Genomic DNA, 13,430 nt, shown 5'->3' with positions numbered 1-13,430 from the left:
GGGCGTCCTCAGCCGCCGCCCGCACCGCCCGCGCCGCCCGCACCGCCCGCGCCGCCCGCGCCGACGGGGCCGGCGCGCACGGCGTCGAGGTAGTCGGCGACGGCGTCCCTGTTGCGGGACAGGCAGCGGATGCGCGCGGTCATGCGGTCGAGTTCACGTTCCAGCGTGGCGATCGTCTCCGGGGTCGCCTCGGGTATCTCGATCGTCCGGGGCCGCCCGAGGCAGGGCAGGATCTGCTTGATGATCCGGGTCGGCAGCCCGGCGTCGAGCAGCCCCCTGATCTGCAGGACCCGGTCCACGTAGGCCTCGGCGTAGTCCCGGTAACCGTTGGCGCAACGGCCGGGGACGATCAGTCCCTGCTCCTCGTAGTAGCGCAGGAGCCGGCGAGGGGTGCCGGTACGCTCGGACAGCTCGCCTATGCGCATGTGACTCACCTCATGACGGACCGGGTTGACCCTCACATCAGTGTGAGGGTTTGACCATACCCGCATGTCGACTTCCCAGCGGAACCTGCCAGTTGAGCCCCATGAGCAGCCCGGGCCCGCCGCTCCGGCCGAGCGTGCCGCTCCTGCCGATCCCACCGCGTCATCCGGGTCCTCGGCCCGGCCCGGCTCCTCCGTCGAGTCCCGCTCCTCCCTCCCGTCGGCGTCGTCCGCGTCGTCCGCCCGGGGCGAGGGCGACCGGCTGCCCCTTTCCCCCCTGCTGGCCCTGGCCACCGCCGCGTTCCTCGGTGTGCTGACCGAGGCGCTGCCCGCGGGCGTGCTGCCCGAGATGGCCGGGGACCTGTCGGTCGGCGAGTCCGCGATGGGGCAGGCGCTCACCGTCTACGCGATCGCCACGGGCGTCTCGGCGATACCCCTGTCCAAGGCGACGGCCGCATGGCGGCGCAAGCGGCTGCTGCTGACGGCGGTGGGGGCCTTCGCCGCCGCCAACACGGTCACGGCCTTCTCGTCCGACTACGCGCTCACCATGGTGTTCCGGTTCGTCGCGGGCATGGCCGCGGCCGTCGTGTGGGCCGAACTGGTCGGCTACGCACGCCGGCTGGCGCCGCCCCGGCTGCGGGGCAGGGCGATCGCGATCACCATGGCCGGCATCCCGCTGGCCCTTTCCCTGGGCATCCCCGTGGGGACGTTCCTCGGCGGAGCGTTCGGCTGGCGCCTGACCTTCGGCCTCGTCACCGCGGTCGCCGTCGTCCTGGTCGGTTGGATCGCGGCGGCGGTCCCGGACCACCCCGGGCAACGCTCGGAGCACCGCGCGCCCGTGCTGGGAGCCCTGCGCCTGCCCGGGGTGGTGCCCGTCCTCTTCGTGGTCGCCACCTATGTGCTGGCCCACAACATCCTCTACACGTACATCGCCACGTTCCTCGACGCGCACGGCATGGGGGACTCCCGCGACACCGTGCTGCTGGTCTTCGGCATCGCCTCCCTGCTGAGCATCTGGGTCACCGGAGCGTGGGTCGACCGGCGGCTGCGGGCGCTCACCGTGGCGGGCGCCGCCCTGTTCCTGGCCGCCGCCGCGCTGCTCGCGCTGCTCGCCGGTCACCCCGCCGTCGTCTACACCGCCGTGGTCCTGTGGGGGCTCGGCTGGGGCGGCGTCGCCACCCTCCTGCAGACCGCGGTGACCGACGCCGGGGGCGACCGGGGGCAGGCCCTGCTGGTCACCACCTGGAACTCGTTCATGGCCGCCGGCGGGGCCGTGGGCGGTCTGCTGCTCGACCTGCGCGGCGCCGGGGCCTTCCCGTGGAGCGTCCTCGCGCTCCTCGTACCGGCGTTGCTCGTCGTGGCCGGAGCCCGGACGCACGGCTTCCCCGCCCGGCGGCCTGGCGGGTCCTGAACCCCGCGGCCCGGGCCGGAGCCACGCCCGGCACGCCGGGCCCGTGGCGGCGTACGTGTGCCGTTCGGCCGTCTCCCGGTGGCGCCGCCGTCCGGGAGACGGCTTGCATGGTGCCGGGGACCTGATCGGAGGAGGCGAACGGCGCATGCAGACAACGGGCCCGGGGCGACGGACGCCGTCGGGGCGGACCCCGCAGACCCGGCGGACGGCCGGGCTCCAGACCCCGCGGGCGGCCGGGCTCGCCGGGATCGTGTTCGCGCTGCTGCTCGCCGCGGCCATCGTGCTGATCCGGCTGGGGATTCCCGAGGGCGCCGACGGGGTCACGCCCCAGGGGTTCAGCGACTCGGCGCGGCGCACCGCCGTGCGGACGGCCCTCGCCCTCGTGCCGTTCGCCGGCATCTTCTTCCTCTGGTTCGTCGGCGCCGTACGGGCCCACGTCGGTGAGGGCGAGGACAAGTTCCTCGCCACCGTCTTCCTCGGCAGCGGGCTGGTCTTCACCGCCAGCATGTTCGGTGCCGCCGCGGCGGCCGGGGCCGTGCTGTCCACCGCACACCCCGCCGGCACTAACCCCTCGCTGCCTACCTGGGACTTCGGCCGTCACTTCGCCTACACCCTGATGACCGGGTACGCGATGCGGATGGCGGCGGTCTTCGCCTGCTCCCTGTCGGTGATCGGGCACCGCCTCGGCGTCCTGCCCCGCTGGCTCACCGTGCTCGGCTTCCTCACCACCCTGACGCTGCTGTTCGTCTCGTCGAACGTCCCCTGGGCCGAACTGGTCTTTCCCGCCTGGTCGTTGATCATCGGCGCCCACATCTTCGTGGTGGCGGGCCGCAGCGCGCGGATCCCCGCGGCGGACTGACGCCCCCGGCCCGGTGTCCTCACCCGATCGGCCACTCCCGGCGGGCGCGGGACCCGCCCGGCACCCAAGCTGACTTGCGGGAGATGACCGGGACCCCGTCCCCGGGCGAACGCCGAACAGGCGGTGCGCAACGGACCCTGCCGTCGAAAGGTCGAAGCGTCGATGAGACTTGTCGTCGATCTCAACAAATGTCAGGGATACGCGCAGTGCGCGTTCCTCGCGCCGGACGTCTTCTCCATGCACGGCGAGGAGGCGCTGGTCTACAACCCGCGGGCCGAGGAGGAACAGCGCGAGAAGCTGGCGCGCGCCGTCGCCGCCTGCCCCGTCCAGGCGATCACGGCCGACGGACTGCACGGCGCGGGCGCCGGGTCCGACGAGGCCGCCCGGGAGTCGTCCGATGCCCACTGACTATCTGGACTGGTTCAGGCGCGAGGGCCGGATCGTGATCGTGGGCGCCTCGCTCGCGGGCCTGCGGGCCGCGGAGACCCTGCGCGCCGAGGGCTTCACCGGTTCCCTCACCATGATCGGCGACGAGCCCTACGACCCGTACGACCGGCCGCCGTTGTCGAAGGCCGTCCTGCTCGGCAAGGCGTCCGCCCTGCACACCGACCTGCCGCGGCGCAGGGAGATCGACGCGAAGTGGCGCCTCGGTGTCGCCGCGGCCGGGCTCGACATGACGGCCAAGCGGGTACGGCTCGCGGACGGGGACGAGGTCGAGTACGACCGGCTGCTGATCGCGACCGGCGTCCGCGCCCGGCCCTGGCCGAAGGAGTCGGAGGCGGACCTGGACGGCGTCTTCCTGCTCCGCACCCGGGACGACGCCGCCGCCCTTTACCGGCGGCTCAAGGCCGGCCCGCGCCGTGTCCTCATCATCGGCGCCGGGTTCGCCGGGTCGGAAGTCGCCTCGGCCTGCCGGGAGATGGGCCTCGCGGTCACCGTCGCGGAACGCGCGGGCGCACCCCTGGTCGGCGCCCTCGGCGGGGTGATCGGCTCGGTGTCCGCGGAGCTGTACCACGAGAACGGCGTCGACCTGCGCACCGGCGTCATGGTCACCGGACTGGAGAGCGACTCGGTGGGCCGGGTGAAGGCCGCCCACCTCTCCGACGAGAGCGTCGTCGAGACGGATCTCGTGGTCGTCTCGCTCGGCTCGATGCGCAACACCGAGTGGCTGACCGGGTCGGGGCTCGGCGCGGGGCCCCGGGGCATCGCCTGCGACGCGGGCTGCCGCGCCTTCGACTTCCGGGGCATCGTCACCGACGACATCTTCGTCGCCGGCGACGTGGCCCGGTCCCCGCACGCGCTGTTCGGCTACCAGTTCCTCTCGCTGGAGCACTGGGGCAACGCCGTGGCCCAGGCCGAGGTCGCCGCGCACAACATGATCAGTCCCAGCGCCGAGCGGCGTCCGCACCTGTGGGTGCCCGCCTTCTGGTCCTCGCAGTTCGGGGTGAACATCAAGTCGGTCGGTGTCCCGCCGATGGGCGAGCAGATCATGATCACGCAGGGCTCGTTGGCCGAGCGCAGGTTCGTCGGGGTCTACGGCTATCAGGGACGCATCATCGCCGCCGTGAGCTTCGACAACACGCGGTGGCTGGAGTTCTACGAGCGGCAGATCGAACGGGGCGCACCGTTCCCCGTGGAGTTCCCTACCGTCGACCGCCGTCCCGAGGGCCGGCAGCCGGTCGACGCCGCGTTCCCCGACCCGTCCCTGCCGACGCACGGCCCGACCGTGACCCTCAGCGGTTACTCGCCGTCCGACCGGCAGCTGGTCTTCACCCCGGCCCGCCACTGACCGGAGTCCCGCCCCCGCTCCACGTCCCCACGGACCCGCACGCCACCGAGGACCACTCATGTCGCAAGCCCCGCTCCTGCGCCAGATCACCGACTTCGCGAACCGCGCCAACCCGTATCCGCTGTACGAGGAGCTCCGCAAGACCCCGGTGCTGCACGAGGAGGAGGGCGGTCCGTACGTCATCAGCTCGTACTGGGACATCGAGAGCCTGCTCCACGACCCGCGGATCAGCTCCGACTTCACCAACCTCGCCGTCGCGAGCGAGGACGAGCTGTCCGGGCCGGAGGCGACGGGGCTGCCGCCGAGCTTCATCCGGCTCGACCCGCCGGAGCACGACCGGCTGCGGCGGATCGCCAACAGCTCCTTCGGTCCCCCGCACCGGCCCACCCGCATCGACTCCATGCGCGGTGAACTCGCCCAGATCGTCACCGACCTGATCGACGGGTTCGGGGACGCGCGGAAGATCGACGTGGTCGACCAGTTCGCGTACCCCTTCCCGGTGACCGTGATCTGCCGGCTCCTCGGCGTGCCGCGCGAGGACGAACCCCGCTTCCGCTCCTGGGTGGACCCGATCGTGGCGGGCCTGGACCCCGACACCCGTACGAGCGCCGAGTCCATGAAGACCGCGCAGGAGGCCCGGCTCCAGCTCGGCATGTACCTGAACGGGCTGGTGGAGCAGCGCGCCAGGGAACCGCGCGAGGACATGCTGTCCGACCTGGTGAACAGTCACGGTCCGGACGGCGCGATGACCACGATGGAAGTGCTCAGCACCGCGGTGCTGCTGCTCATCGCCGGTCACGAGACGACCGTCAACCTGATCACCAACGGCATGCTCACCCTGCTGCGTCACCCGGAGTACCTCCGGCGGCTGCGCGACGACCCGGGCCTGTCCGTGAAGATCGTCGAGGAACTCCTGCGCTACGAACCGCCGGTGCAGCTCGTGCCGCAGCGCACCTGCATCGCGGACATCGAGCTGCGCGGGGTCACCATCCCGAAGGGCTCACGCATCTGGCTCGTCCTCGCCGCGGGCAACCGGGACCCGGAGCGGTTCCACGAGCCCGACCGCTTCGACCCGGACCGTGAGGACATCCAGCACCTGGGCTTCGGCAGCGGCATCCACAGCTGCTTCGGCGCACCGCTGGCCCGCCTGGAGGCCCAGATCGCCCTGGCCGAACTGGCCCGCCGGCTCGACAACCCGCGTCTCGTCGAGGACCCGCCGCCCTACCGCCCGAACGCGGTCCTGCGCGGCCCGCGCCACCTCGAGATCACCTTCGACGCCCTGCGCTGACACCACCGCCCGCGCCACCCGGCCGGTCCGCTCCGCGCCACGCGCCACCCGGCCGGTCCGCTCCGCGCCACCGGCCGGGCGCGGTCGCGCGTGCGACGGGCGCCACCGCCTTCGGTCCGGGGCCCTACCCCCGACCCGCGTGCGGCATCCGGACGACCGCGACCCCTCCCTCCAGGTCCACCGTCGTGCGGTGGGGCGGCGCGCCGTCCTCCTCGTCGTCCCGCATCACCAGCGAGGACTGCCGCTCCTTCAGCTCGTCCTGCTTCCCGGGCGACAGGCTCGCGTGCAGCTGCTCGAAGCCGGTCGCCGATATCTGCCCCTGTCGTGCCCCGTTGCGCCACGGCAGCAGCCCGGCCCGCCCGGCCCGGAGCAACAACTGGTCGGCGAACGCCACGGCGGTCAGCGCGATCACCAGCCCGGGCAGGGTCATGAGGACGGCGAATTCCATGACCCGAGTATCCGCACGCGAGGGCCGATGCCCAGAGCATGGGCAGCACCCGTGGCAATGCCGAGTCCGGTTTCATCCGGAGCGTCGACGACGCCGTTCACCGGTTCCATTCCACGGTGGTGATCCATCTTGACCCACCGACCCCTCGAGGGGCGCGGTCCGCTCGGCTCCCGCCTCGGCGCCACTCGCGCGCAGGTGCTCGATGCCGGTGTCGAGTGCCGCCTTCAGATGGGTCGGGTCGCCCGTGGACATCATGATGGTCACGCCTCCCTGGATGCCCGCCAGCAGCGCGGCGGCCGTGCGGTCCACGTCGAGGGCCGTGGACACGAGGCCGTTCGCCTGGAGGGCGCGCATGCCGTGGGCGAGCTCCCGCTGCCACTGGCGCATCAGCTCGGTCACGATCGCCCGTGCTCCCGGGCTGGACCGGCCGACCTGGAGGAACAGGGCGCCCAAGGGGCAGGAGTCGCCCTGGCGTTCGTAGCGTTCCACCACGACATCCCGCCACCGGCCCCAGGCCTGCCACGAGTCCAGGCATCCCAGGTACGGCTGCTGGTCCTCCAGGACGCGGTCCGCCTCGAACCGGGCCACGGCCAGCAGCAGTTCGCTCTTGCCGTCGGGGAAGTAGTGGAAGAGCTGGCTCTTGCTCGTGCCGGTGCGGCTGCGGATGTCGTCGAGCGTCGTGACGGCGACACCCTGCTCGCGCAGCACCTCCGCGGCCCCCTCGACGATGCGGGCCCGGGTGGCACGGCCCTTCGCGGTCGGGGCGTCCGACATCGGCCTCCCCTCCTTCCTCGGCTGGACAGCTATGGACCGACGGGTCCATTTTACGGCAGGCGGGCCCGGCTCCGCGGGTCCGCAGCCTCCCCGAGGGACCCCTCCCAGTCTGGACTTGCTGGTCCATTTTCTGCGACGCACAGTGGTCCGCACACCGCGAGACAAGGGAGAGCGCGTCATGGCTGAACGACTGCGGAACAAGACGGCGCTGGTCACAGGCTCGACCAGCAATATCGGGCAGGCGATCGCCGAGGCGTTCGCCGCCGAGGGCGCCCATGTCGTCGTGTCCGGGCGCCATCAGGAACGGGGTGCGCAGGTCGTCGAGGGGATCCGGGCGGCCGGCGGCCGGGCCGATTTCCTGGCGGCGGACCTCGACGGCAGCGCGGAGGCTTCCCGGGACCTCGCCGACCGGGCCCGTGCGACCTTGGGCGGGCGGATCGACATCCTGGTGAACAACGCCGGCATCTACCCGGCCCCCGGCACCGTCGACACCGACGAGAAGACGTTCGACAAGGTCTACGGCGTCAATGTGAAGGCGCCGTTCTTCCTCACCGCCGCCGTCGCCCCGGCCATGGCGGAGTCCGGCGGCGGGGTGGTCGTCAACCTCGGCTCGTGGATCGCGCGCCTGGCCGTTCCCCTCGGCGCGCTCTACAGCTCCACCAAGGGAGCCATGGAGACGCTCACGCGGGCCTGGGCCGCGGAGTTCGGGCCGATGGGCGTGCGGGTGAACGCCGTCTCGCCGGGTGTGATCCTGCCCCCGGCTCCCGAGGGCGCCGAGCCGCATCCCGGCGAGATCATGATGAAGGGCACCCCGGCCGGCGGCGTCGGCACGCCGGACGCCATCGCGCACGCCGTGGTCTGGCTGGCCGGCGACGAGGCGGCCTTCGTGCACGGGACCGTGGTCGACGTCGACGGAGGCAGGACGGGGGTCGCGGTCGTCGCGGCCTAGCGCGGGGATCCGGGATCCTCGCGCACCGATCCCCGACCCCCGAACCCCGACCCTCACGCCTCGACCCCCGATCCTCGCGCCTCGGCCCCCGTACCGCCGTGGCGCCGTACCGCCCAGGCGTCGGCGGCCTGTGGTGGGGGAATCGGCGCTCCGTTCACCCTGCGCACGCCGAAGGCCGTCACCCGTACTGGTGACGGCCTTCGGCGGAAGCCCCCTGTGACGATCAGGGGCAGCTGATCCGGGTGTCGCCCGTGTCCGCCGTGCAGGTGTCCGTGCCGAAGCCGCCGTTGGCGGTGTCGTTGCCGGAGACGTTGTCGACGGCGTCGAGGTTGTCGTTGCCGTAGTTGCCGAGCAGGTTGTCGCTGCCGGGGCCGCCGTTCAGGGTGTCGGTGCCGTAGCTGCCGTCGAGGCGGTCGTTGTCGTAGTTGCCGTACACGGTGTCGTTGCCGAAGCCGGCGTTGACGGTGTCGTTGCCGCCGAGGGCGCAGATCACGTCGTTGCCGTAGGTGCCGTTGATGGTGTCGTCGCCGCTGGTGCCGATGATCGTGCAGCCGCGGTTGTTGTTGACGGTGGTCGTCGCCGTGGCGGAGTTGTTGCCGGGGGCCGGGTCGGTCTGGGTGGCGCTGATCGTTGCCCGGTCGGACAGGGTGCCACTGGCCCGCGGCTCGGTGGCGATCTTGACCGTGGCACTCGCTCCGGGGGCGAGCGTGCCCAGGGCACAGTTCGCCGTCGTGGCGGTCCGGGTGCAGGTGCCCTGGGTGGTGGTCACCGAGGTGATCGACGCGGCGGGACCGCCGAGCGTCTCGGACATCTGGATGCCGGTGGCGGAGGCCGTGGTGCTGTTGTTGGTCACGGTCACCGTGTACGTCGGCCGGTCGCCGATGCTGACCGTTGCGGGGCCGGTCTTCTTGACCGCCAGGTCCACCCCGGGCGGGGGCGGCGGTGTGCCGGCGACCTGGTAGCGGGCCAGCGCGAAGTCGGTGTTCGGGCCGCCCTGACCGGCGGCGACGATCTTTCCGTCGGACTGGAGCGCCACGCCGCGGGCCTGGTCGCTGCCGCCGAAGTCGGTGGTCACCAGGCCGCCGGTGCCGAAGCCGCTGTCCGGGCTCCCGTCGGTGCCGTACCGCAGGACCGCGAAGTCGCCGCCGGGCCCGTTGTTGCCCGCCACGACGATCCTGCCGTCGGACTGCAGCACCACGTCCTGGGCCCCGCCGCCACCGGGCGTGAGGACCCGGCCCGCGGTGCCGAAGGTGGTGTCCAGGCTGCCGTTCCCGTTGTAGCGGGCCAGTGCGAACCTGCCGCCGCTTCCCCCGGCCGCGACGATCCTGCCGTCGGACTGGACCGCCAGCCCCTCCACGGACTCGTAGTCGCCGAAATCGGTCCGCTCGATGCCGTCACCGCTGAAGCCGGTGTCCAGGGTGCCGTTGGCGTTGTAGCGGATGAGGACGAAATCGAAGCGGGTCGTGCCGACTTCGCCTCCGACGACGATCTTTCCGTCGGACTGCAACGCCAGGGTGCGGGCATCGCCGCCCTCCTCCAGCGATCCGGGTGACGGGTCGGTGGCCACCATGCCGCCGGTTCCGAAACTCGGGTCCAGGGCGCCATTGGCCAGGTAGCGGGCCACGGCGGCCCGGCCGCCGGAATAGCCCGCGGCGACGATCTTGCCGTCCGGCTGCAGCGCCACGTCCATGGCCTCGGTCGGGCCGGCGAAGTCGGTGAGGACCCTGCCGTTGGTGCCGAACGACGTGTCCACGCTGCCGTCGGCGTTGTAGCGGGCCACCGTGAACCAGCAGCAGTCCTCGAAGTCCCGCCAGCTGGTGCCCACCACGACGATCTTCCCGTCGGGCTGCACCGCCACCCCGTGGGCCTCGTCGTACTGGCCGTTGTTGATGTCGGTGGTCACCTTGCCGTCGCCACTGAAACCGGTGTCCGGGGTGCCGTCGGCGTTGTGGCGGGCCACCGCGAAGTCGCCGTCCGACGAGCCGACGGAGACGACCTTGCCGTCGGGCTGCACCTTCACGTCGTCGGCGTAGTCGGTGCCGGCGAAGTCGGTGAGGACCTTGCCGTCGCCGCTGAAGGCGGGGTCCAGGTCGCCGGGGGCGGCGGCCGCGGTGCCGGGCAGGGCGAGGACGAGCGCCAGGCCGGTGGCTGCCACGAGCCCGGCCAGGACCGACCGTGGCCGGCGGCGTCTTCCCCGGTACGCGCGCAGCGCCGGTCGCAGATGAGAGATCAGCATGGGCCGCAGCTTCGCGGCGGACGTACGGCCTTCCGTCCGTCGCTGGGCCGCGTTGCGCTCACTGGACGCCGAAATCCACACCCGGGGGTGAGGGCGTGCGCCGACGGCGGTGCCCGGGGTCCGGCACCAGGACCGGCCTCCGCACACCAGACACCCGTCGACCGAACGACCGGAACTCCCCCGCGCACAGCGCCAGTTCGAGAAGCCTGCCTGCTTCACGCACACACCCTGGAATTCAGGGCCGTCACACCTCCGTCGACGGCCACTGGCGTTCCTCGGGCTCCGGCACCAGCACGACCGCACCGGTCGAGACGGGCCTCCGATCCTCGGCCGACGACCGTCGACCACGACGGGGCGACGACTCCTCGACGTCACGCTGTGAAGGTCATCACAACGACTTCTCTTTCCGGCGCAAGAGGATTTTAGAAGACAACCCTTTGGACTCACGGCGCGCGGAGCGATGCGCGGGTGGACATGAATGAAGAAATGTTCTCCTCAACGATTCCCCTGCGCTAGGGTCACTCATTTGCCGCGCATCTGGAGCAGTGGGAGCGGCGTTAGCGGGATATGACGAAAGCAAGGCCTCATGGCATGCCTCGCTGCGACACGGGGGAGGGTAAACCGCTCGTGACCCGTGACGCGAAAGCGGAGAAATACGCTTACGTGACTGGTGTGGCACACTCGGCGCTCGTGCCGCGTAACGCCTTGCGTGAGGGTGACGCGCGAGTCAAAGTGCAGGTCGGTGAGTCGCTGCTCCGCGAGTTCCTTGTGCTGCTGGAGGCACTGCAGGAGGAGCTGGACCAACGGTGGAACAGTCAGGAAAAGTTCGACCGTCACGCGGACCGTGTGTAAAGGGGGCGCATTTCTGTGAACCGAGAGTATGCGGATCCCTCCTTTGCCCAGCATGAATGGTATTCCGACGCATACTCATATGGGTCGGGTGCCGGCTGGCACGACACCCCTGTCGATGCCTCACACCCAGGGGCGCCATTGGTGATGCCCCCCGACTCGGGCTGGGACCCGGTCGAGGAACTCGCGTACCTCTTGCAGGAGGCCGTTCCGGCGGAGCCGGCGGGCGTTCCGGCGGAGCCGGTGGCCATGGTTCCGCCACCGCGCAGCGAGTCGGTACCCGACGTCGAGTTCAACGACCCGATGGAGAATCTGGCGAAGATCACCGCCCAGCTTCCACCCATCCGGAAATCCTCTGCCGGGCATCGGAAGATTCGCGTCAGAAGACCCCGGATCAAGTGGCTGCGAACGGGCAGCCTGATCATCCTCGCCTTCATTGCCGTCATCGTGGCGATGGTCAGCGTTTTCGGCGGCATGGCGGCCTACGCGCCTCTGCAGGGCATTTCGTCCGGATCGCGGAGCGGGACGATCCCTCAGTGGCCGATTCTCGTGTACGGCCCCTGGATGGTGGCCTCTCTCTCCATCCTGCGAACCGCGCTGCATCGGCGCCGGGCCATGCACTCATGGTTCATCGTTCTGCTGTTCTCCTCCGTGGCGATCACGCTGTGTGTGGCTGAGGCCGACAAGACCCTCACCGGTATCGCCGGAGCCGCCCTGCCCGCTGTGGCGTCCCTGGCGTGCTTCCAGCAGCTCGTCCGGCAGATCACCTTGACCCTGCCGCCGCGGCAGGCGTCACGCCGTCACCGCCACTAGCGCGGACCCGGCCGGGGCCGGTCCGCGCGGGGAGCGGAGCGGGCCGCCTCGGCCAGTAGTGAGCGTTGTGACGCGGTCGGTCTGCCGGGGCTCGAAGTCGGGTGCGCGGGGCGGAAGTTCGATGCCCTGAACAGGGTGATCCGGACGGTCGGCGTTCCGGCGCGCACCCGGCATGCAACGCGTGTTCGCAGCGGACAGCGAAAAGGCCCGGGTCGATGACCTGGGCCTCTTTCATGGAGCGGGGGACGAGAATCGAACTCGCGCTCTCAGATGCGCGCCCGGCGTCACACAGTGGTGACGACCTCGTCGTAGGCCAGGCGCGGGCTGCGCGAGAACCAGGCGGCATCTCCGGGTGTGCCGATGTTGACCACGACCAGTACGGAGTGCTCGCCGTCACCGAAGAATTCCTTGTCGATCCCCTCGGCGTCGAATCCCGTCATCGGGCCGGCCGCCAGACCAGCGGCGCGGACGCCGACGATGAAGTAACCGACCTGCAACGCTGCATTGAGCGCAGCGGACCTCTCCCGCACCACGCGTTCGGTGAAGAGCAGGTCCTTGGCCTGCGGGAAGTGCGGGAACTGGGTCGGCAACTCCTCATGGAACTCGTTGTCCGCGGCGAGGATCGCGACCAGCGGGGCGGTGGCGGTCTTCTTCTGGTTGCCCTCGGCGAGATGCGGCACCAGCCGCTGCCGCGCGTCGTCGGAGCGGACCAGGACGATCCGCAGCGGCTGCTGGTTCATCGAGGTGGGGCCGTACTTGACGAGGTCGTAGATGGCCCTCATCTGTTCGTCGGTCACCGGCTCATCGGTGAAGGTATTGGCTGTCCGGGCCTCTCGGAACAGAAGGTCCTGGGCGGCGGGGTGGAGTGCGAGAGACATGACGCATCCCTATCTCGGCAATGGTGGATGATGTGCGCAAAAGAGTCGGGCGCTGACGCCCGGCCGATTCACGGCGGTGTTGGTGCGCCTGCGGCGCGGGCGCGTTCGACGGGGACGCCGCCTGGACCGACGGCCTCGAAAAAAACCGGCGTCGACGCGGCCGCGCCCTGCGGTCCGCTGGCATCGCGACCAGCTTCGGGCAGGCGGCCGGCCAGGGGCATCGCCTATTCGCGCGATCCTTGCTGCTGGATGGCCAACCGGAGCGTGCCACAAAGGAAGCGGTCTGGATGAACCCCGCGATCCCTAAGGCTGATGGCCCTTCACCTGATCGTCCGGGGCGAGCAGCACAGGGTGGTGCGGCGTGATGTCGGAGCCACCACCTGCTGTATGGAGATGCCCGGCAGGTGCACCGCGTCAGGGTCGATGTCGCCCGGCTCGACCAGCTCCTCGACCTCGGCGATCGTGACCCTGCCCGCCATGGCGGCCAGCGGGTTGAAGTCGCGGGTGGACCTGCTGAAGACGAGGTTGCCGTGCTGGTCGCCCTTCGCGGCCCGCGACGACGCACCCTCCGGCAGATCCGAAACAGCCTCCAAAGCCGTGGCGACCACCTCATCCGTCTTCCTTTGTTCTGCCTCTCGCCGATGTGGACCCACCGGACGCTGCTTTTCGTGACGCAACATCAAGGATTCGGCCGGGCTCTCCAATATCGTTGCG

General features: G+C 71.0%; 13 protein-coding genes and 1 pseudogene. 8 read left to right on the top strand and 6 right to left on the bottom strand.

The annotated features are described in order from the left end of the window. Positions 1 to 8: 8 nt before the first annotated feature. The gene (locus tag ABEB03_RS01325) at positions 9 to 425 is read right to left on the bottom strand and encodes a MerR family transcriptional regulator (protein ID WP_345639930.1); all 417 of its coding nucleotides are present in this window, start codon (positions 423 to 425) and stop codon (positions 9 to 11) included. A 64-nt stretch (positions 426 to 489) separates the two neighbouring features. Here ABEB03_RS01325 and ABEB03_RS01320 point away from each other — a divergent pair, with 64 nt between their 5' ends. The 5 genes from ABEB03_RS01320 (at position 490) to ABEB03_RS01300 (ending at position 5,769) form a co-directional block, all read left to right on the top strand. Continuing rightward, positions 490 to 1,833, top strand: a complete 1,344-nt coding sequence (locus tag ABEB03_RS01320) for an MFS transporter (RefSeq protein WP_345639928.1) — start codon at positions 490 to 492, stop codon at positions 1,831 to 1,833. A gap of 145 nt (positions 1,834 to 1,978) precedes the next feature. Continuing rightward, complete coding sequence (locus ABEB03_RS01315) at positions 1,979 to 2,692, top strand: hypothetical protein (RefSeq protein WP_345639926.1); 714 nt, start codon at positions 1,979 to 1,981, stop codon at positions 2,690 to 2,692. Positions 2,693 to 2,854: 162 nt separating this feature from the next. Beyond that, entirely contained in the window at positions 2,855 to 3,100 is a 246-nt protein-coding gene (locus ABEB03_RS01310) for a ferredoxin (protein WP_345639923.1), read from the top strand. Beyond that, positions 3,090 to 4,481, top strand: a complete 1,392-nt coding sequence (locus ABEB03_RS01305; RefSeq protein WP_345639921.1) for an NAD(P)/FAD-dependent oxidoreductase — start codon at positions 3,090 to 3,092, stop codon at positions 4,479 to 4,481. Before ABEB03_RS01310 ends, ABEB03_RS01305 begins: the two co-directional genes overlap by 11 nt. 58 nt (positions 4,482 to 4,539) lie before the next feature. Beyond that, positions 4,540 to 5,769: a cytochrome P450 gene (locus ABEB03_RS01300; protein ID WP_345639918.1), complete on the top strand. Its 1,230-nt coding sequence runs from the start codon at positions 4,540 to 4,542 to the stop codon at positions 5,767 to 5,769. Between the two features lie 124 nt (positions 5,770 to 5,893). Here ABEB03_RS01300 and ABEB03_RS01295 read toward each other — a convergent pair whose 3' ends face one another. Next, a complete protein-coding gene (locus ABEB03_RS01295) occupies positions 5,894 to 6,217 on the bottom strand; it encodes a DUF6191 domain-containing protein (RefSeq protein ID WP_345639916.1) in 324 nt (107 codons plus the stop codon). A 72-nt stretch (positions 6,218 to 6,289) separates the two neighbouring features. Then, positions 6,290 to 6,991, bottom strand: a complete 702-nt coding sequence (locus tag ABEB03_RS01290) for a TetR/AcrR family transcriptional regulator (RefSeq protein WP_345639914.1) — start codon at positions 6,989 to 6,991, stop codon at positions 6,290 to 6,292. A 178-nt stretch (positions 6,992 to 7,169) separates the two neighbouring features. Between ABEB03_RS01290 and ABEB03_RS01285 the strand changes: the two genes are divergently transcribed. After that, positions 7,170 to 7,940, top strand: a complete 771-nt coding sequence (locus ABEB03_RS01285; RefSeq protein ID WP_345639912.1) for an SDR family NAD(P)-dependent oxidoreductase — start codon at positions 7,170 to 7,172, stop codon at positions 7,938 to 7,940. Between the two features lie 223 nt (positions 7,941 to 8,163). On the opposite strand, the gene ABEB03_RS01280 is transcribed toward ABEB03_RS01285, so the two are convergent. Further along, on the bottom strand, positions 8,164 to 10,176 hold the full coding sequence (locus ABEB03_RS01280; RefSeq protein WP_345639910.1) for a calcium-binding protein: 2,013 nt from the start codon (positions 10,174 to 10,176) through the stop codon (positions 8,164 to 8,166). Positions 10,177 to 10,803: 627 nt separating this feature from the next. Between ABEB03_RS01280 and ABEB03_RS01275 the strand changes: the two genes are divergently transcribed. Both ABEB03_RS01275 and ABEB03_RS01270 read left to right on the top strand, forming a co-directional pair. Continuing rightward, positions 10,804 to 11,028 (top strand): hypothetical protein, encoded by a 225-nt coding sequence (locus ABEB03_RS01275; RefSeq protein WP_345639908.1) that lies wholly within the window; start codon positions 10,804 to 10,806, stop codon positions 11,026 to 11,028. Between the two features lie 144 nt (positions 11,029 to 11,172). Beyond that, on the top strand, positions 11,173 to 11,838 hold the full coding sequence (locus ABEB03_RS01270; RefSeq protein ID WP_345640578.1) for a DUF2637 domain-containing protein: 666 nt from the start codon (positions 11,173 to 11,175) through the stop codon (positions 11,836 to 11,838). A gap of 284 nt (positions 11,839 to 12,122) precedes the next feature. On the opposite strand, the gene ABEB03_RS01265 is transcribed toward ABEB03_RS01270, so the two are convergent. Then, positions 12,123 to 12,716: a malonic semialdehyde reductase gene (locus ABEB03_RS01265; protein ID WP_345639906.1), complete on the bottom strand. Its 594-nt coding sequence runs from the start codon at positions 12,714 to 12,716 to the stop codon at positions 12,123 to 12,125. A 320-nt stretch (positions 12,717 to 13,036) separates the two neighbouring features. Then, positions 13,037 to 13,270 (bottom strand): annotated as a pseudogene (locus tag ABEB03_RS01260) (CoA-transferase); the annotation flags it as partial. Between the last annotated feature and the right edge of the window lie 160 nt (positions 13,271 to 13,430).

The sequence above is a fragment of the Streptomyces siamensis genome (genome assembly GCF_039543605.1).
Classification (GTDB): domain Bacteria; phylum Actinomycetota; class Actinomycetes; order Streptomycetales; family Streptomycetaceae; genus Streptomyces; species Streptomyces siamensis.
Note: the sequence above shows the minus strand (reverse complement) of the source record. Positions and strands in the feature narration are given on the sequence as shown.